Raw genomic sequence first — 18,632 nt, forward strand, 5'->3', positions numbered from 1 at the left:
TTGGTGCGTACCATGAGCTATCGAATCTGTGGCGCGTTGATCGCGTCTGTTGGCGCAGCAGCGCTTCTGTTCGCTGCGAATGATGCATCCGCGAGGTCGGGAGGAGCAGCGCGCGCCGGGGTTGCTTCGGCGCCGTCGGTCGTGCGCGGGCACGTTGGTCCTGCGTTCCGGCCGCATCGGAGAGGTTTTGTCGGTGGTTTCTGGCCGGGCGTAGCAGGCGACTTCTATGCGCCACCGGCCAGCGAAGGCATCGCCGGCACGCCGCAACCGCAATCGGTCTCGGGCGACTTCCGCAACACCTACACCTATGACGTCCCCTGGGACTGGGCCCATCGCTATCCGCCAATGGTTGAACCTTCCGATCGACCCTATGTCTCGAGCTGCCCCTCGGAGAGCGTGACGGTCCCCGGACGGCGCGGCGGTGAGCACACCGTCAACATCACGCGCTGCTACTGACCAAGAAGCTTACGGCTGCGCCTGGCTGCCCCACGCCTCGAGGCCGAGCTTCCAGAGCGGCGGCAGATCGGCGAAAGGCGGTGTGGTGTGGGCGATGACGATGGCCGCACGGCGGCTGTCCGAGTCGATCTTGCTGTTGATCGCCTTGACGTGCGCGTTGATCGTGGCGACGCCCTGGCTCGCGTGATGGAATTCGGAGAAGCTCACAACTTCCGCGTCGATCAGGCGAATGATGCTCGTGAACGGCACGCTAATCTAGGCGGCGCGTTCAGATCGGGCTCGGACTCGGAAAGGCGAATGATCTCGGCGTCGAGATCATTGTCCCTGTTGTCCATGGGATTCTGCGTTGCAGTTTCTGGTTGAGATTGAATCTATTTTGCGCGCAGTTTGCAGCAATCGGGAACCCGATCTGTTGCAGCAAAGCCTCGCTCGTTTTTCTTAACGCTCACGCCACCGCCTGTATACCCTTGCGGTTAGTAGTCAGATCGTGATTCATCGAAGACTGTTTGGGTGCGTGCGTTGTTTCCTCGGCGTCGTTGAGGAGCCAGCGTAAGTATCAACGTTGCTGAAGTCCAATGTCGCGAACTTTCTCGCGAACATCGGCATCGGTGATGGGCAAGTCGCCGCACAGGTTGACGTGATCAGAAGTCGTGCAAATGGCTTTGCGGCAACCACAGGCGCGTGCGGAAAATTGGTAGTGTCGTGGGGGCTGCAATGACGTGGAAATGTTCGGACCGCCAGTCGCGGGGCGACGGCTATCGTCATCGTCAGGTCCGGCGCGTCATGCGTGTCGGTTCCACAGCCTTTTGTGTGGTTATCGGCTTCACCATGGCGGCGTGGGCTGATGGCGGCCGGGGCGGCGCCGGGTTCGGCTGGTTCCCTGCTGCTGGCGGCGTTGGTTATACCGGGAATCCGGGCGATAGCGTGCGTCCTGATTCGTTGGCTGGGGCCGGCGGCGGCGGCGCTGGAGGCGGTGACGGCGGTAGTGCGTTCGGCGGTCTTCCTGGTGGCACCGGAGGTACGGCGGGCGATCCGAACGGCCATGACGGACAGACCGGCCTCCTGGGCGGAAGCGGCGGTGGCGGCGGATACAATGGCAACGGCGCCGGCACAACGATTCTGACCAACACTGGGACGATGGTCGGCGGCCGAGGCGGCAAGGGCGGCGACGCCAATTCGGGGGGCGCGGGCGGCGGCGGCGGTGGCGGGGCAGGCGGGTACGGAGCGGTGATCACCGGCAACGGCGTCAGCAGCAATAGCGGGACCATCACCGGTGGCAGTGGCGGCGACGGCGGCAAGTCGGGAATTTACGGTGGCCCCCCGTATCCTGACACCGGCGGTAGTGGCGGCAGCGGTGGCGTGGGCGTTCAATTCAGTGCCACAGGTGCCAGCTTCACCAACACCGGGACAATCGCTGGGGGCACCGGCGGGACGGCCGGCGCAGCCGTCGGCGCTGGAGGTGGTGGCGTCGGAGGCGCTGGCGGTGCCGGCCTTGTCGGGGCCGCACTTTCGGTTGTCAACACTGGCAACATCACCGGCGGCATAGGCGGCAGCGGCGCCGTGGGATATGGCGGCGTCCTGGCTCCCGCTGGGAGCGGCGGCGCTGGCGTGTCTCTGAGTGCCGCCTCGTCGCTCGACAATCGCGGCATCATTCGCGGCGGTCTCGGAGGCGGCAGCGGTGGGGCGGGGGGCAGTGGTGGCGGAGCCGGTGCCATTCTGTCGGGTTCATCGCTTACCAACACAGGATCGATCATCGGGGGAGATGGCGGGAGCGGCGGCACCCTCGGCGGCGGCGCCGGCATCGTCGGCACGGATGCGACTGTCATCAACAACGGCGCGATTTCAGGCGGCTTGTCCAACGACGGTATGACCCGCGCCAACGCTCTCACATTTCTTGGTGGGGCAAACACACTCATCTTCGGCAGCTCGACGCCGGGCCTGACTGGCAATATTGCAATCCAGGCCGGCACGCTGACGTTTGACCAGTCGTCGGACATGACGCTCAGCAATGTGATCACCGGAGGCGGTGCTCTCATCAAGGCCGGTTCGAAGACCCTGGTTCTCAACGGCCAAAGCACCTACACCGGTCCAACCACCGTCAATGCCGGCAAGCTCGTGGTCGGCGATGACAACCACGCCGGCGCGAGCCTCGCCAGCACCGTCACTGTGAACGGCGGCGGCACGCTCGGCGGCATCGGTACCATCGGCGGCCTCGCTGTTGCGAATGGCGGCGCCGTCGCGCCCGGCAATTCGATCGGCACCCTGAACGTCGCCGGCAATGTCAGCTTCGCGGCGGGCTCGATCTACCAAGTCGAGACCAATGCGGCCGGCCAATCCGATCGGATTGTCGCTACCGGGACCGCAACCCTCACGGGGGGCACCGTGCTGGCGCTGGCGCAGAGCGGAATCTTTTCGCCGCAGACAGCCTACACCATCCTCACCGCGAACGGCGGCGTCACCGGCACGTTTGCGGATGTCAGCAGCAGCCTCATCTTCCTGACGCCGACTTTGAGCTACGGTGCCAACGACGTATTCCTGAGATTCGCCCGCAGCAGCACCGCATTCCCCGACGTCGCGGAGACCCCAAACCAGCGCACGGCGGCCGGCGCCTTGCAGGAGAGTTCACTGACCAGCCCGCTGGTGATTGCCGTGCTCAACCAGAGTGCGGCCGGCGCGCGGCAGGCGTTCGATGCGCTGTCGGGCGAAGTGCATGCCAGCGCGCAGACCGCAATGATCGACGACGCCCGCTATCTGCGCGAGGCCGTGCTCGGACGGTTGCGGCAGGCTTCATTCACCGGCGACGCGGGGCCGATGGCCGCGCTCACCTCCGGAGGCCCGCAGTTGGCCGCGTCGGCCAGTCCTGCGCTCGCCTATGCAGGGGTGGGCAAATCGGCTTTCCCGATGAAAGCGCCGCCCGCAGTGCCCGCAGTGCTTCCCGAGACGGCGTTCTGGGCGCAGGGCGTCGGCGCCTGGGGCCGGCTCGACGGCAACGGCAATGCCGCTGGCATGACGCGCGATCTTGCCGGCTTCTTCAGCGGCGTCGATCATCGCTTCGCTCCCAACTCGATCGTGGGCATCGCCGGCGGCTACACCAGTTCAACCGTCCGCGTCAGCGACCGGACGAGTTCCGCTGATGTCGAGACCGCCCATCTCGCCGGCTATGTCGGTGCGACCTACGGTGCGCTCAGCCTGCGCGGCGCTGCGGCGGCAAGCTTCAGCACGCTCGATACCAGCCGTTCGATCGTCTTCCCGAACTTCTTCGACACCGCGCGCGCCCGCTACGACGCCACCACGGCGCAGGTGTTCGGCGAGGTGGGTTATGGGCTGACCGTCGGACAGGTTGCGCTCGAACCGTTTGCGGGGCTCGCCTGGGTCCATCTCGACACCAACAGTTTCAATGAGACCGGCGGTAGCGGCATCGCCGCGTTGCTCGGCTCCGGCACCAAGGAAGACGTCGGCTACTCGACGCTCGGCGCGCGCATCGCCACCAGCTTCCTGCTGACGAACGGCATGTCGCTGACGCCGCGCGCCTCGGTGGCGTGGCAGTACGCGCTCGGTGATGTCACCCCGACGGCGGCGCTGGCGTTCCAGAGCACGGGCGCGAACTTCATGGTCGCGGGCGTGCCGCTCGCGCGCAACGCGGCGCTGGTCGAAGGCGGGCTCGACTTGCGGGTCACGCCGCAAGCCAGCGTCGGCATCTCCTATGTCGGCCAGCTCGCGGACCGCGTGCAGGATCATTCGGTCAAGGGCAGCTTCTCCTGGAGATTCTAGAGCCCGATCCGGAAAAGTAGAAACCGGCTTTCCCTCGCGACAACGCGAAGCGCTCGCGCGGAGATCATGATCTAGGAGCGCACTAGCAGAGGCGCGACGCAAACCCCACCACGCGCGACGAGTGTCGTGCGGGGAACTTCGGCGTGGCGGCAGCCAGGGCAGCGCTCTCCACCCCGAAGGTTCCAGCCGCAACCATAAGAGCGCGATCACGATCAGCGGCGCATAGCGGTGGCGCCTCTGGCGCACTCCTATGTCCCCGGAGGTAAGGGTCCGTTTCGGAGACAACAGGGAGATGATCCATGTCTCAGGCTGAACACTTCGATGTCGTCATCCTCGGCAGCGGTCAGGGCGGCAAGCAGCTCGCATGGCATCTTGGCCGTTCCGCCAAGAAAGTCGCCGTGGTCGAGCGCCGCTGGGTCGGCGGCTCCTGCCCGGCAGTCGCCTGTCTCCCGTCGAAGAATGAAATCTGGAGTGCGCGGGTCGCTCACCTCGTGCGGAACGCTGCGCATTTCGGGACACTGACTGGCGCCGTCAAAACCGATATGGGCAAGGTGCGCGCTCGCAAACAGGGCATGGTCGACCGCGAGATCGCATTCCACCTAAACGCCTACAAGGAGAGCGGCGCAGAACTCATCATGGGCAGCGGCCACTTCGTGGGTCCGAAGACCCTTCAGGTCGCGTTGAACGATGGGGGTACCCGCTTGCTCGCGGGTGACGAGGTTGTCCTCAATGTTGGTACGCACGCAGCCATTCCTGAGATCGCCGGTCTCAAGGCCGCGCGTGCGCTTACTCATATCGAAGCGCTAGAGCTCGACTACGCGCCGTCGCACTTGATCGTACTCGGGGGCGGCTATGTCGGTGTCGAAATGGCACAGGGCTTCCGTCGGTTCGGCAGCCGGGTGACAATCATCGAGCCGGGTCGCCAGCTCATGGGACGGGAAGATGCCGATGCGGCCGAAGAGATTCAGCGCATTCTGAGCGGCGAGGGGATTGACGTGTTGCTGAACGCCCAACCTATCAGCGTCCATGGCGTTTCCGGCGATACAGTGTCGGTGAGCGTGCGTACTGCCAAGGGCGAAGAGAAGATCGAAGGCAGCGACTTGCTTGTGGCAGTTGGCCGGGTCGCCAATACCGCCGGAATCGGGCTCGACGAAGCCGGAATAGAACTCGATGCCCGCGGCTTCATCCGGGTCAACGAACGACTGCAAACGAGTGCGCCCAGTGTCTGGGCGATCGGCGAATGCTGCGGCAGCCCCCAGTTCACGCATGTCTCGATCGATGACTTCAGAATTGTAAGGGACAACATGGCCGGCGGCAGCCGCAGGACCGACGATCGCCTCATTCCCTATGTCGTGTTCACCGATCCGCCGCTCGCACGTGTCGGCCTCTCCGAGCAGGAAGCCAAGCGGCAGGGTCTCCCTGCGCGTGTCGCGAAGCTGCCGATGAGTCATGTCCTGCGCACGGAGGCAACCGACGAGACCGATGGCTTCATGAAGGTGGTCGTCAGCGCGAATGACGACCGTGTCCTCGGCTTCTCAATGATCGGTTCCGAGGCCGGCGAGGTCATGGCCGTCATCCAGACCGCAATGCTCGCCGGCTTGCCGTACCCAAAGTTGCGTGATGCCGTCATCGCCCATCTCACCATCGCGGAAGGATTGGGGCCGCTATTCGCAAACGTGCCGCCGCGGTCTTGATCGGACGACGCGGGCGCTCCTTGCGCCGCTATGATGCCGCGCGGTGCGCCTCGTCGTGGAGCCGCGCGAGCAGCGATCTTGCCGTGTCGTTCGACAGCAGCGTAGCGACGCTCACGCTGGGATCGGAACGCATATCGTGCGTGCCATGGCTGGTGTGGCGCATGACGCTGGACAGGCGACGCGCGATGGCATGGGCGTTGCGCAAGTCGGCGCCCGCGAATACGACGATGACCGATCCGTCTTCCTGGGCCGCGCCGAAATCCATCTGGCGCATCAGGCGGCTGATAATGCGCGCGCCGTCGAATTGCGCGCGGGGATGGTCGGGATCGAAGGCGAAGCGCGCCACACTCAACGCGCCGCCGTGCTCGGTGGCTTGATAGACGGCGGTGGCGAAATCGCGCTCAAAGGCAATGCGGGTGAGCAGGCCAGTGCGCGCATCGATCAGGCCCTCGGCGTCGATCGCGCGCAGCGTCCGGCTCAAATGCACTTCGAATGCGTGCTGGCGCACCAAGGGCAGAGCGATCGCGGCGACGTCGGCCGGCTCGCGGGCAACCAGCTCGAGATGGGGCAGTTCGTAGCTGGGGGCAAGCCCGTCCGGCGTTACCACGACCGGCAGATTGCGGAAGCGGGCGTCTTCGGCAAGCACCGTCAGGAAGGCATCGATCACACGCAGCGTAAAGCCTTCGCCGAGAACGATGCCATCGACGTCGCGAGAATTGAGATGCTTGGCGGCCGCCTCGATGCTGAGCGCGCCGACCACGCCGCAACGCTCGCCGAGCACAACCGAGAGCGCCGGGTAGGCGCCGCCGCGGCCAATCAGGAGCACGGTCGCGTCGCGGCTGGTGTCGATATCCGACAGCAGGATCGGCGAGGGCGGTACCAGGCGCCGCATCACGGTGGAATGCAGCGAGCGGATGCGCAGCACCGCGTTCAGACGCGCGACCAGGCGGCTGGGATGCTTCTCGGCATGAAAGAACGGAATGGCATTGTCGGGCAATGCCGCTTCGGGATTGACGGCGATCAGCGGCAGATAGGGCTGGCGTGGCGCGATGATCGCTGCCAATTCGGCAAGTCCCGCCTCATCTCTGCTCGAGGCAGCGGCGATCACGGCGGCTGGCTGTACCTGGGTGACGGCGCGCGCGGCGTCAGTCCATGTGGTCTCGATTACCGGGAACAGCCTGCTCTCATCGAGCGCGCGCGCAAAGGCTGGCCGACCCGTGGTCGAGGCAATCAGGATCGGGCCTTGCTGGGGCATTCGGCAACTCGGATCGGGCGGAAGCGTTGGCAGCGATGCTAGTTGCCGCCGCTTAATGCAGCGTCAACGTTAGTTCATGATCCGATTTGACGGAATCGGATCATGAACTCATCTCCTTGTTTGAGCATGATCTCCGCGCAAACGCTTCGCGTTTGTCGCGAGGGAAAACCGGTTTCCACTTTTCCGGATCATGCTCTAACGCGGGGTTTGCTCAGATGCCGCCGGTCCGATCGCGAAAGGCTTCGACCATCAATGGATTGAGGCCGAGTTCTGTCATGGCGTTGCGGGCGCGCGCATTGTCCTGGGCGCGCCCTGCGAGGCGATGGCCGGCGAGGCGGTCGGGCAGAGCGGTGAGCAACGCGCCCTGGCCGAGTCGGCGCGACCATTCCTGCAGGTCGTTGGCGAGGAAGCGGTAGCCACCAACCGCCATGATGCCGGACGGAGGCGCGGTGATATTGATGGCGCCCGTCGAACGGTCGAGCCGCGCTGCGTATTCAGTGTCGACGTAGTCGCGGGGGGGCGGCGCTATCAACGTGTCGTTCGGCACTTGCGGCGGTGCGTAGGCTGCGGCGGGCACCATCGGCCCACGCAGGCCAAGCGTACCTGTTGGCGTCAGCAGGATCTCGCCGGCAATGGAGGAGCCCGGAAGCTCGCGCGGCGCGCCATGCGGACCCGGTTTGATCGGCGCTGGCGAACCGTCCTCGGCGGTCCGGCGCGCGCCAAACAGGCCGGCTTCGCCGAACAGATAGACGTCCGTCAGCGTCGCGCGCTGCGCGGTCCAGGACGCGCCGGCGGCGACCTGTTCGGGCGCCCGCCACAGCCCGATCACGTTGCGCAAGCTCGGCATGTTGACGTCGAGGTCAAGTTCAGCCAGCCGCAGCGCCAGAGGCGCAGGCGTAATCAGCGTGTCGCAGGCATGGTCGTTGATCTGGGTCTGCAGCACCTCTTCATCGAAGGGGTGGTGCAGCACCAAAGTGCCGCCGGTGAGCAGCCAGACCGCAAGCGAAGAAGCCAGGCCTGCGAAGGACATCGGGGTAAAAGTTGACATGATGGTTGCGCCCTGCGGCACGTCGCTTTCCAGCGACATCGCAAGTCCGCCGGCGATCACGGCGAAATGGGCGCGCGGTACCGGACGGAAGCCATCGGCGGTCACATCGAAGGAGATCAGCGAGGCCTTGCGGCCGTCCTGGATCACCGCCCGCGTGGTCGAGGATTCCCGCAGGATAGCTTGGTCGAGCGACGCCATGCCTTCAGGCAGGTCGCTGCCGAAACCGCAGACATGGCGGATCGAGAACGCTTCCGCCGCCGCGTTCATCGCGAAGTCGGCGTAGATGACGCCGTCGATCCGGCTCGTCGTCACGATTGCCCGCGCGGCGGTGCGGTTCAATGCCGCGGTCAGTTCGGCGTGCCGCCAAAGCAGCGGCATCGGCGCGACCACCAGGCCGCAGCGATGGGCCGCCAGCACCGTCAGCGCGAATTCGACCGTGTTCGGCAATTGCACGGCCAGCACGGAATTGGCCGGCAATCCCGCTTCAATGAAATGCGCCGCTAGCGCCGAGATCGCGCGGTCGGCTTGCGCATAGGTCAGCCGCTTGCGCGTCTGGCCGGTGATGCGCTGCTTGTTGAGCGGATCGACCAGCGCCAGTGCGTCCGGCTGCCGCGCCAGCACGCGCTTGAACAGGGAATCAAGAGTGGGCGAAGCGGATTGGGTCACGGGTTCAACGTCGGTTGCATCAACTTCGGTTGCATTACTTGGCCTGCGGCTACTTCGGTTGCGGCTCTGGCTTCTGCCACCAGGTCTCCGGCAGGTAGCCGGTCAGGGCAGTGCTCTCTGGTCGTTCTATCCGATTCCAGCGCGCGATCCATTGCTCCGCGATGTTAAACAGGGGAATTGCGTAGAAGCCGGACATCAGCGTGCGGTCCAGCGCCCGCACCGCCGAGACGAAGGCGGGCTGCTCCCGCGCCTCCAGCAGCGCGGCGATCAGGGCGTCGATCGCCGGATCCTTGGCGCCCATGTAATTCCGGGTGCCGGGGATATCGGCGGCCTGGCTGCCCCAATAGAACGACTGCTCGTTGCCGGGCGACAGCGATTGATCCCAGCGGTTCTGGAGCATGTCGAACTCGTAGCCGAGCCGGCGCTGGTCGAACTGGACCGGATCGACCGCGCGCACCCGGGCCTCGATGCCGGCACGCTTGAGGTCGCGCTGGTAGGCGAGCGCGATCCGCTCCTGGTCGCGGGTCGTCACCAGGATCTCGAATGCAAACGGCGCCTTGGTCGCGCGGTTGCGCAGCACAGTGCCCTCGAGCTCGTAGCCGGCCTCCGACAGCAGTGCGAGTGCGCCGCGCAGCGCGGTGCGATCGCGGCCTGAGCCGTCACTGACTGGCAGGTGATAACTGCCGTCGAGAATGTCGGGCGCAATATGCGCGTTCGCCTGCTGCAGCAATTCTCGTTCGCGCTCGTCGGCAGGGCGGCCATAGGCGGACAGTTCCGAGCCGGCGAAGAAGCTGCCGCTGCGGGCATAGAGGCCGAAGAAGTAGTTGCGGTTGATCCATTCGAAATCGAACAGGAGCGTCAGCGCCTTGCGCACGCGGACGTCTGCAAATAGCGGACGGCGGGTGTTGAACACCAGGTATTCGGAAGGTTGCGGCGTTCCGGTCTTGATGGTGTCGCGGATCACCTCGCCGTTGCGGGCCGCGGGGAAATCATAGCCGTCATGCCAGCGCAGCGGCTCGGCCTCGACGCGGAAATCGTAGAGCCCGCGCTTGAAGGCTTCGAACTGGCCGTTGGCCTCGCGGTAGAAATCGAGCCTGATCTCGTCGAAATTGTAGAGGCCGCGATTGATCGGAAGGTCGCGGCCCCAATAATCCGGATTGCGCACCAGCGTGACGCTCGCGCCCGGCTTCACCGCGCCGACGCGATAGGGGCCGGAGCCGATCGGCCCCGTCAATGTTGTGTCCTCGAAGGTCGCCGGATCGACCGCGTGTTTCGGCAACACCGGCATCAAGCCGAGAATCAGCGGCAGTTCGCGGTCGTTGGCGCCTGTGAGATCGAAGCGCACCGTGAGCGGATCGGGGGAATCGGCTTTCGCGACTTTCGCATAATATTGCCGGTGGTTGGGACGGCCGTGATCGCGCAGGAGCTCCCAGGAGAACAGCACGTCTTCGGCCGTGACGGGCTTGCCGTCAGAGAAGCGGGCGTGGGGATCGAGATGGAAGGTAACGTAGCTTCTCGCATCGTCGGTCTCGACGGTCTTGGCGAGCAGGCCGTAGAGCGTGAACGGCTCGTTGTTGCCGCGCGCCAGCAGGCTCTCGACGACGAAGCCCCTGATCTGCTGCACCGCGAGACCACGAACGATCAGCGGGTTGAGGCTATCGAACGTCCCGAGAATGCCCCAGGTCAGTCGGCCGCCCTTGCGCGCGTCGGGATTGGCGTAGGGCATATGGGTGAAATCGGCCGGCAATGCCGGCGCGCCGTGCATCGCGATCGCATAACTTTCCGCCGCCTGCGCCGGGCTGGTCCCGACCAGCGCGAGCACGATGGCAAAACCCAGCGCGGCGAGGGCGCCACGCCCAGATGCAACCCAAGAAACGCGCGGAGCAACGCGTCGGTCTGATTCGCGAAATCTCACGGAACGAGCTTTACCACAGGACCCTGCAACTCGCCGTGACGTTGGGGCAAACCTGCTTGCCGGCATTGATCTTTTCGTCTGCCGCTGTATTGAAGGCGTGCAATTGAACAAGGCGGCAGCGCCTGTCACGTATCCGCCTCAATTGACTAGGAGACAGCCGCCCCAAACGGCTAGGTGTCGGTGCCTGCAGCGGTTTCGGGCGCCGCCGTTGAGAAAGGGTTTTCCGCAATGAATTTCCGTATCTTGGCCGCGTCGGCCCGGCCGCGTGGGCGAATTTTCGCCGCCTTGGCAGCGACGGCCCTGTCCGCGGCCGTGCTTGTTCCCGAGGCCGGAGCTCAGCAGCCGGCGGCTCCCGCCGCGCCAGCGGCACCGAAGGCTGCTCCCAAGGCGGCGCCGAAGGCTGCCCCCAAGGCGCCCGCGCCGGCGGCCCAAGGTCAGCCGCCCGCCCAGGCCGCTCCGACCGCGCAAGCCCAGCCGCAGCAGCCGCCGCCCCAGGATCAGCAGGTTCAGCTCATCTACGCGCCCTGGACCAAGTTCTGCCTCAAGGGCCAGGATGCCAACGCCAAGCAGGTCTGCTTCACGGGCAAGGACGGCCGTATCGAGTCCGGCCAGCCGGTGATCGCTGCCGTGATCATCGAGCCGGAGGGTGAGCCGAAGAAGATCCTGCGCGTCACGCTCCCGCTCGGCATGCAGCTCGTGCACGGCACCCGCATCATCGTCGACAACAACCCGCCGCAGCAGGCGCCCTATGTGATCTGCTTCGCCAATGGCTGCATGTCGGACTATGAGGCAACCCCCGAGCTGCTCAACAGCCTGAAGAAGGGCCAGAACCTGGTGGTGCAGGCGATCAACGCCAACGGCGCGCCGCTGACGCTGCCGCTGCCGCTCGTCAACGAATTCGCCAAAGCCTATGATGGTCCGCCGACCGACCCGAAGGTGTTCGAGGAAAACCAGAAGAAGCTGCAGGAAGAGCTGCAGAAGCGCGCGGAAGAGGCCCGCAAGAAGCTTGAGGCCAATCCGCCGGCGACGGGCGTCTCCAGCCCGCCCCCCGCGAAGTAACAGCGGGAGCTTCCCGATACGTCAAAGGCGCTCCGGCAGGAGCGCCTTTTTTGCTACGGGAACGATCTGATCCGCGCCGCCGCGATGCAGCATCCGTGTCGCGTGCGAGCTAATTCAGCGAAGGATTGCGCGGACGGTAGCCGCCGGACTTGTCTTGGATAAATATCTCGGCCACTTGGGAGTGCCGGACCGGTTCGCCGGAATTGTCCGGCAGCAAGTTCTGTTCGGAGACGTAGGCGACGTATTCGGTCTCGGCGTTTTCGGCGAGCAGGTGATAGAAGGGCTGATCCTTGTGCGGCCGCACCTCTTCCGGGATCGACAGCCACCACTCCTCAGTGTTGTTGAACTCCGGATCGATGTCGAAGATCACCCCCCGGAAGGAAAACACCCGGTGGCGGACGATCTGCCCAATCTGGAACTTAGCGGTACGCGCTTTTATCATAGCTCGTCGATAGACCATGATGACGGCGGATGCTAGGGGCAAGCGCGCGAATTAACCTTTCGCCTCCTGCCGAATTTTCCGGCATTTCCTTTGGAAAATCCCCAAAAAGACGCCTTCCGTGGTCGATATCCTCAATCTTGCGCTGCCTTACTTCGGGCTGATCTTCATCGGTTTCGCCTGCGGCAAGGCCAAGGGTCTGCCCGAGTCGGGGCTTGCCTGGATGAATTTCTTCCTACTCTACGTCTCGCTGCCGGCGCTTCTATTCGGCATCATGTCGAAGACGCCGTTCTCGGAACTCAACAATCCGCCGTTCCTGGTGGCGACCACGCTCGGAACGATGATCGCCTTCTTCCTGGCGATGCTGGTCGCCAAGCTCCTGGGGCGGCTGTCGCTGCGCGAGGCGACGCTCGCGGGGCTCTCCGGCGCTTATGGCAACATCGGCTATATGGGGCCGGGTCTGGCGCTCGCGGTGTTGGGGCCGAAGGCTGCAGCGCCGACCACGCTGATCTTCTGCTGTGACAGCATCTTCCTGTTCTCGATCGTGCCGCTCTTGATCGAACTGACGGACCGCGAGCATCCCTCGCTGTTGCACGCGCTCGGGGTAACGGCGCGCCAGATCGTGCTGAACCCGCTGATCATGGCGGCGTGCTTCGGCGCACTTGCCGCGGCCCTGCACCTGCGTTTTCCGGTTGCACTGGATAATACGCTCTTGTTCCTGCAGAACGCGGCGGCGCCGGTGGCGCTGTTCGTGCTCGGCGTCACCGTCGCGCTGCGGCCGCTCGATCGAATTCCGTGGGACGTGCCGGGAGTGATCGCCGTCAAGCTTCTGGTCCATCCGCTGCTCGCGTTCGGCTTGATGCTGGCGTTCGGTCCCTTCGCTCAGCCTTGGGCTGCGACCGCGGTGCTGATGGCCTCATTGCCGCCGGCGCTCAACGTATTCGTGATCGCGCGGCAGAACGACACCTGGGTCAAGCCGGCGTCCGTCGCCGTGCTGGTCGGCACCTTTGCCTCCGTCGTGACGCTGACCAGCGTAATGTGGGTGCTGCAGACGGGAAAGCTAAGCTTTCCCTAAAGAGCTTCAGCTCACGCGCCGCCAAGACGGCGCGAGTCCCTCGCGCATGGCGAGCCGCCGCAGCGGGCCTATCGATCCGATCAGGTGCAGGCCAGTGGCGCGGATCGACTGCATCGGGAGGAAATCGCTCAGCAGCGAGCGGTTGGCGAGATCGATGACGAAGGTCCGGCTCATGATATCGCCGCGCCGGGCCGACTGGTAGCGCGCCAATACCTGCGGCGAGCCGGGGTCCTCGCCATGCGCGAGCGCTTCGCCGGCGAGCCTGGCGATATCGGCTGCGTCCCGCAGCCCGAGGTTGAGGCCCTGCGCGCCGATCGGCGGCACCACATGGGCGGACTCGCCGACCAGCGCGACCCGGTTCCTGGCAAACTGCCTGGGCTGTTCGATCGCCAGAGGAAACAGATTACGCCCCGGCTCGACCTCGACGCGGCCGAAAATCGAATGCGACTGCTTCTCGGCGGCGTCAGACAGTTCCGCATCGGAGAGCGCCTTCAGCCGCTCGGCTTCCGCGGCCGAGGAAACCCAGACCACGCTGCAGCGGTTGCCGGGCAGGGGCACGAACACGACGGGGCCGTGCTGTGTGTGGAATTCGGTCGAGATGTTCTTGTGCGGGCGCGAGTGGGCAATGTTGAAGGTGAGGGCCGACTGCTTCAAGTCGCGGCGGCTGATTTCGATGCCGGCCGCGTCGCGCGACTGCGACTGCCGGCCGTCGGCTCCGACCACCAGCCGCGCTGCCAGCGGCTCGCCGCGGCCGATCCGGATCGTGACCATGGTGTCTTCCGGATTGATGATCTTGGCTTCGTCGTCGATGCGGGTCAGACCAGGCAGTTCGGCCGCACGTTGTTCGAGCGCCGCGACCAACGAGCGGTTGTCGATATTGAAGCCGAACTGCTCAAGATCGATCTCGTCGGACGCGAACCTCACTTCCGGGGCGCGGATCAGCCGCCCGGTGTCATCGACCAGCCGCATCACCTTCAGCGCCGCGGCCTTCTCGGCGAGACGCCGCCAGACATCCAGCCGCTCGAGCAGGTCGACGGAGGCGCCGAGCAGCGCCGTGGTGCGGTTGTCGGCGTAGGGCGCGCGGCGGGCGAGCAGGGCGGTCTTCGCCCCGGCATCCGCAAGCGCGATGGCGGCGGTCAGCCCAGCAGGGCCACCGCCGACGACCACGGCGTCATAGACATGCGGTGCATCACTCATATCGGAACATTTGACGGGATTGGCGGCATTTTCAAGCCATCAAATTCGATAAAATCTTTCCACCGATTTGCGCGGCGGAACGCCGCAAGCGCGGATATGCAAACACAGGCGATTCCTGATAGCACTGCCCGGCGATGGAAATCGACCAGACCAGCCAGCCAGCTACGTTTCCGGCATCGCTGCGGATGCGGATGGCGGCGTTCTCCGTGCATATCTTCACAGCGATGGGGGCGGGCGTCGCGCTGCTCGCGCTGATGGAGGCCGTGCGCGAGCACTGGGCCAATATGTTCGGCTGGCTCGGGGTGGCGCTGGTCATCGATGCGATCGACGGTCCGATTGCGCGCAAGCTCGACGTGGTGCGGCTGCAGCCGAACTGGTCCGGCGAGGTGCTCGACCTCGTCGTCGATTTCGTCACCTATGTCTTTGTTCCCGCCTATGCGATCACGGCCAGTCATTTGCTGCTGCCGCTGGCGGCGCCGATCCTCGGCATCGGTATCGTGATCTCGAGCGCGCTGTACTTCGCGGATCGCAGGATGAAGTCCGCCGACAATCATTTCCGCGGCTTTCCGGGCCTTTGGAACGCAGTGGCATTCTACCTGTTCCTGCTGCATCTGCCGCCGGCGTGGTCGAGCCTTGCCGTGGCGATTATGATCGCGCTCACCTTCGCGCCATTCCACGTGCTGCATCCCCTGCGTGTCACGCGGCTGCGCTGGCTGACACTGTGGCTGATGGCCGCCGGAGCGGTGCTGGCGCTGTACACGCTCGCCCGTGACTTTGACGTCGGCACGCCGATCATCGTGGCACTCTGCGTGATCGCGGCCTATGTCGCCGGCAGCGACGCCGTCATCCGGTTGATGAGGTCACTCAGAGCATGATCGAACTTTTGGCCAGCCCGGAAGCGTGGGCGGCGCTACTCACGTTGACTGCGCTGGAGATCGTGCTTGGCATCGACAACGTGATTTTCCTGTCGGTGCTGGTCTCCCGCAACCCGCCGCACCAGGCAAAGCGCGCGCGTCAGATCGGATTGTTCCTGGCGCTCGTGTTCCGCATCCTGCTGCTCAGCCTCCTGGTGTGGCTGATCGGGTTGACGGAGCCGGTGATCACGGTGAGGGGGCTCGCGCTGTCCTGGCGCGACATCATCCTGATCGGCGGCGGGCTGTTCCTGATCGCAAAGGCGACGCATGAGATCCACGGCGAGGTGGAAGCGCGGGAAGGTGACGAAGAGGCGGCTTCCGGCCGCAGCGCGTTCTTCTGGGTGATCGTCCAGATCATCATCATCGACATGGTGTTCTCGCTGGACTCGATCATCACCGCGATCGGCATGGCGCAGGATCTGGAGGTCATGATCGCCGCCGTCGTGATCGCCTGTATCGTCATGTACGTCTCGTCGGGGCCAGTGGCGCGTTTTGTCGCAGAGCATCCGACCACCAAGATGCTGGCGCTGGCGTTCCTGCTGTTGATCGGCGTGGCGCTGGTCGCCGACGGTTTCCACTTCCACATCCCGCGCGGCTACATCTATTTTGCGATGGCATTCGCAGCCGCGGTGGAGACGTTCAACGTGCTGGCGAGGCGTAACCGCAAGAAGGCGGTCAAGTAGCCGATCCAGCCCGTGAGTTGACAACAAGGCGCCGATGGCATTCGGTTCCGTGGCTACGGAATAAGTTGAGGAGAGCCGATATGACCAAGGCCGTGCGCGTGCACAAGGTGGGAGGCCCGGAAGTCCTCACTTACGAGGATGTCGAGGTGCCGGCACCTGCGGCGGGCGAGGTGCGGATTCGCCAGCACGCGATCGGGCTCAACTTCATCGATACCTATTTCCGCACCGGCCTCTATAAGGCGCCCGGTCTTCCCTTCATCGCCGGCAACGAGGCGGCAGGCGAAGTGGTGGCGGTCGGACCCGGCGTGACCAATTTCCATCCCGGTGACCGCGTCGCCTATTATTTCAACCTCGGGGGCTATGCCACCGAGCGCGTCATCCCCGCCGACAAGGTGGTGAAGCTGCCCGACCATATCACCTATGAGCAGGGCGCCGTGCTGATGCTGAAGGGGTTGACGGTCTGGTATCTGCTGCACAAGACCTTCAAGGTGGAGCCGCATCACCGCGTGCTGATCCACGCGGCGGCCGGCGGCATCGGATTGCTCGCCTGCCAATGGGCGCGCGCGATGGGCGCCCACGTCATCGGCACCGTCGGCTCAAAGGAGAAGGCCGATCTCGCGCTCGCCAACGGCTGCGATCACGTCATCCTCTACAATGAGGAGGATTTTGTCGCGCGGGTGAAGCAGATCAGCCGGGGCGAGCTCTGCGACGTCGTCTATGATGGCGTCGGCAAGACCACCTTCCCGGGTTCACTGTCGTGCCTGAGGCCGCGGGGCCTGTTCGTGAGCTTCGGCAACGCGTCCGGCCCGGTGCCGCCATTTGCGCTCGCCGAACTGAACAATCACGGCTCGCTGTTTGCGACCCGGCCGAAGCTCAACGACTACGTCGCCACCCGAAAGGAATTGCTCGAAGGCGCCGACACGCTGTTTGCCGCCGTGATCAATGGCAAGCTGCATGTACCGATCAACCACGCCTACGCGCTGAAGGATGCCGCGCGAGCGCATATCGATCTGGAGAGCCGCGCGACCACGGGGGCGTCTATCTTGCGGCCGTAAGTCGCCGCCGTCATTGCGAGCGAAGCGAAGCAATCCATCCCTCCATGCGTGCGGACGGAATGGATTGCTTCGTCGCTTCGCTCCTCGCAATGACGATCGAGACGGTCACGCCACGCGCCGCGCGGCTCCCACTTGCGTGAGGATCGCGTCCAGACCCTCGATCATCTCCCCGATCTCGGTCCGAGACACGTTGAGCGCGGGCATGAAGCGCAGTGCGTCGGGTTGCGGCGCGTTGATCAAGAGGCCTTTCGAGAACGCTTGCGCCACGATCGCTGCGCCGATCGGGAATTTTAGATCGAGCGCAAGCAACAGTCCGCGTCCGCGCACTTCGCCGAGGCCGTGCCCGGCCGAGAGGCGCTGCAATTCGCTTTCAAGGAACAGGCCGGCGTCGGCGGCGGACTTCAGGAATTCCGGCTTGCCGACCTGCTCGAGCACGGCAAGCCCCGCCGCGCACATCAGCGGATTGCCGTTAAAGGTGCCGCCCTGGTCGCCATGCTCGAAGCAGGCCGCATGCTCGGTCGCGAGCAGGGCGGCCAGCGGCACGCCGCCGCCGATGCCCTTGCCGAGCGTCATGATGTCAGGTGCAATCCCGGCATGCTCGTAGTGAAAGAGCTTTCCGGTGCGGCCCATGCCGGTCTGGATCTCGTCGACGATCAGGAGCAGGCCCTGCTCGCCGGTCAGCGCACGCAGCTCTTTCAGGAATTGATCGGTCGCGGGCCAGACGCCGGCCTCGCCCTGGATCGGCTCCAGCATCACGGCAACCGTATTCGATGAAATCAGCTCCTTCACCGAGGCAATGTCGTTGAGCCGCGCTTTGCGGAAGCCAGGCACCTTCGGCTCGAAGAGTGGTTCGAATGCTTTCTTGCCGGAGGCCGACATGGTCGCCAGCGTGCGGCCGTGAAAGCCGCCCTCGAAGGTGATGATCTCGAAGGCGCCGTTCTTGTATTTCGTCCCATATTTGCGCGCGAGCTTGATCGCGCCTTCATTGGCTTCCGCGCCGGAATTGGCGAAGAACACCTCGTCGAAGCAGCTCTTCTCGACAAGCGCATTGGCAAGCTTGAGGCTGGGTTCATTGTAGAAGGCCGGGCTCGGGGTCAACAGACACTTGGCCTGTGCGGCCAGTGCTTCCGCGACCGCAGGCGGCGAATGGCCGAGGCAGTTGACGGCCCAGCCCTGCATGAAATCGAGATAGCGGCGGCCAGAATCGTCCCAGAGATAGGAGCCTTCGCCGCGGACAAACACGGTGTTCGGGCGCGCGGTGATGTCCATCAGCGCGTCGAACGGAGGCAGGGCGTTGGGCATGTCAGGCTCCTTGATTGGCTGGGATGAAAGGGCAGGCGGCAACGCAAGAAGGCCGCACTTTTGAGGGTGCGGCCTTCTCGAAAACCTTAGGCTGAACTAGCTA

At 64.8% G+C, this 18,632-nt stretch carries 15 protein-coding genes; 8 read left to right on the top strand and 7 right to left on the bottom strand.

Going from position 1 to position 18,632, the window contains the following annotated elements:
- The first annotated feature begins 12 nt into the window (after positions 1 to 12).
- Entirely contained in the window at positions 13 to 456 is a 444-nt protein-coding gene (locus AC5ZG5_RS29320) for a hypothetical protein (protein ID WP_456644882.1), read from the top strand.
- A 9-nt stretch (positions 457 to 465) separates the two neighbouring features.
- Here AC5ZG5_RS29320 and AC5ZG5_RS29325 read toward each other — a convergent pair whose 3' ends face one another.
- Positions 466 to 705, bottom strand: coding sequence for a hypothetical protein (locus AC5ZG5_RS29325; RefSeq protein ID WP_456644883.1), 240 nt, complete (start codon positions 703 to 705; stop codon positions 466 to 468).
- Between the two features lie 465 nt (positions 706 to 1,170).
- Between AC5ZG5_RS29325 and AC5ZG5_RS29330 the strand changes: the two genes are divergently transcribed.
- Together AC5ZG5_RS29330 and AC5ZG5_RS29335 are read left to right on the top strand one after the other, a co-directional pair.
- Positions 1,171 to 4,227 carry an autotransporter outer membrane beta-barrel domain-containing protein gene (locus AC5ZG5_RS29330; RefSeq protein WP_456644884.1) on the top strand — a complete coding sequence of 1,019 codons (3,057 nt, stop codon included), beginning with the start codon at positions 1,171 to 1,173 and terminating at the stop codon, positions 4,225 to 4,227.
- Between the two features lie 299 nt (positions 4,228 to 4,526).
- On the top strand, positions 4,527 to 5,921 hold the full coding sequence (locus AC5ZG5_RS29335; protein WP_456644885.1) for an FAD-dependent oxidoreductase: 1,395 nt from the start codon (positions 4,527 to 4,529) through the stop codon (positions 5,919 to 5,921).
- 28 nt (positions 5,922 to 5,949) lie between these two features.
- Here AC5ZG5_RS29335 and AC5ZG5_RS29340 read toward each other — a convergent pair whose 3' ends face one another.
- From AC5ZG5_RS29340 to AC5ZG5_RS29350, 3 genes are all read right to left on the bottom strand, one after another.
- The gene (locus AC5ZG5_RS29340; protein ID WP_456644886.1) at positions 5,950 to 7,176 is read right to left on the bottom strand and encodes a GGDEF domain-containing protein; all 1,227 of its coding nucleotides are present in this window, start codon (positions 7,174 to 7,176) and stop codon (positions 5,950 to 5,952) included.
- Between the two features lie 211 nt (positions 7,177 to 7,387).
- Positions 7,388 to 8,890 carry an AMP-binding protein gene (locus AC5ZG5_RS29345; protein WP_456644887.1) on the bottom strand — a complete coding sequence of 501 codons (1,503 nt, stop codon included), beginning with the start codon at positions 8,888 to 8,890 and terminating at the stop codon, positions 7,388 to 7,390.
- 49 nt (positions 8,891 to 8,939) lie between these two features.
- Complete coding sequence (locus AC5ZG5_RS29350; RefSeq protein WP_456644926.1) at positions 8,940 to 10,655, bottom strand: extracellular solute-binding protein; 1,716 nt, start codon at positions 10,653 to 10,655, stop codon at positions 8,940 to 8,942.
- A 378-nt stretch (positions 10,656 to 11,033) separates the two neighbouring features.
- Here AC5ZG5_RS29350 and AC5ZG5_RS29355 point away from each other — a divergent pair, with 378 nt between their 5' ends.
- Positions 11,034 to 11,864, top strand: a complete 831-nt coding sequence (locus tag AC5ZG5_RS29355; protein WP_456644888.1) for an invasion associated locus B family protein — start codon at positions 11,034 to 11,036, stop codon at positions 11,862 to 11,864.
- A gap of 109 nt (positions 11,865 to 11,973) precedes the next feature.
- Here the strand turns inward: AC5ZG5_RS29355 and hspQ are convergent, their stop codons facing one another.
- Positions 11,974 to 12,306 (bottom strand): heat shock protein HspQ, encoded by a 333-nt coding sequence (gene hspQ / locus AC5ZG5_RS29360; protein ID WP_028166473.1) that lies wholly within the window; start codon positions 12,304 to 12,306, stop codon positions 11,974 to 11,976.
- 118 nt (positions 12,307 to 12,424) lie between these two features.
- On the opposite strand from hspQ, the gene AC5ZG5_RS29365 reads away from it, so the two are divergent.
- Positions 12,425 to 13,378, top strand: coding sequence for an AEC family transporter (locus tag AC5ZG5_RS29365; protein ID WP_456644889.1), 954 nt, complete (start codon positions 12,425 to 12,427; stop codon positions 13,376 to 13,378).
- A 6-nt stretch (positions 13,379 to 13,384) separates the two neighbouring features.
- Here AC5ZG5_RS29365 and AC5ZG5_RS29370 read toward each other — a convergent pair whose 3' ends face one another.
- A complete protein-coding gene (locus tag AC5ZG5_RS29370) occupies positions 13,385 to 14,575 on the bottom strand; it encodes a UbiH/UbiF family hydroxylase (protein ID WP_456644890.1) in 1,191 nt (396 codons plus the stop codon).
- Positions 14,576 to 14,709: 134 nt separating this feature from the next.
- On the opposite strand from AC5ZG5_RS29370, the gene pcsA reads away from it, so the two are divergent.
- The 3 genes from pcsA (at position 14,710) to AC5ZG5_RS29385 (ending at position 17,227) form a co-directional block, all read left to right on the top strand.
- Positions 14,710 to 15,450 (top strand): phosphatidylcholine synthase, encoded by a 741-nt coding sequence (gene pcsA / locus AC5ZG5_RS29375; protein ID WP_051397005.1) that lies wholly within the window; start codon positions 14,710 to 14,712, stop codon positions 15,448 to 15,450.
- On the top strand, positions 15,447 to 16,172 hold the full coding sequence (locus tag AC5ZG5_RS29380; protein WP_456644891.1) for a TerC family protein: 726 nt from the start codon (positions 15,447 to 15,449) through the stop codon (positions 16,170 to 16,172). The genes pcsA and AC5ZG5_RS29380 overlap by 4 nt, the downstream gene beginning before the upstream one ends.
- An 80-nt stretch (positions 16,173 to 16,252) precedes the next feature.
- Positions 16,253 to 17,227 carry a quinone oxidoreductase family protein gene (locus tag AC5ZG5_RS29385; protein WP_028166468.1) on the top strand — a complete coding sequence of 325 codons (975 nt, stop codon included), beginning with the start codon at positions 16,253 to 16,255 and terminating at the stop codon, positions 17,225 to 17,227.
- Positions 17,228 to 17,332: 105 nt separating this feature from the next.
- Here AC5ZG5_RS29385 and AC5ZG5_RS29390 read toward each other — a convergent pair whose 3' ends face one another.
- On the bottom strand, positions 17,333 to 18,529 hold the full coding sequence (locus AC5ZG5_RS29390) for an acetylornithine transaminase (RefSeq protein ID WP_456644892.1): 1,197 nt from the start codon (positions 18,527 to 18,529) through the stop codon (positions 17,333 to 17,335).
- Positions 18,530 to 18,632: the final 103 nt, after the last annotated feature.

It is taken from the genome of Bradyrhizobium sp. Ses1, assembly GCF_059512365.1.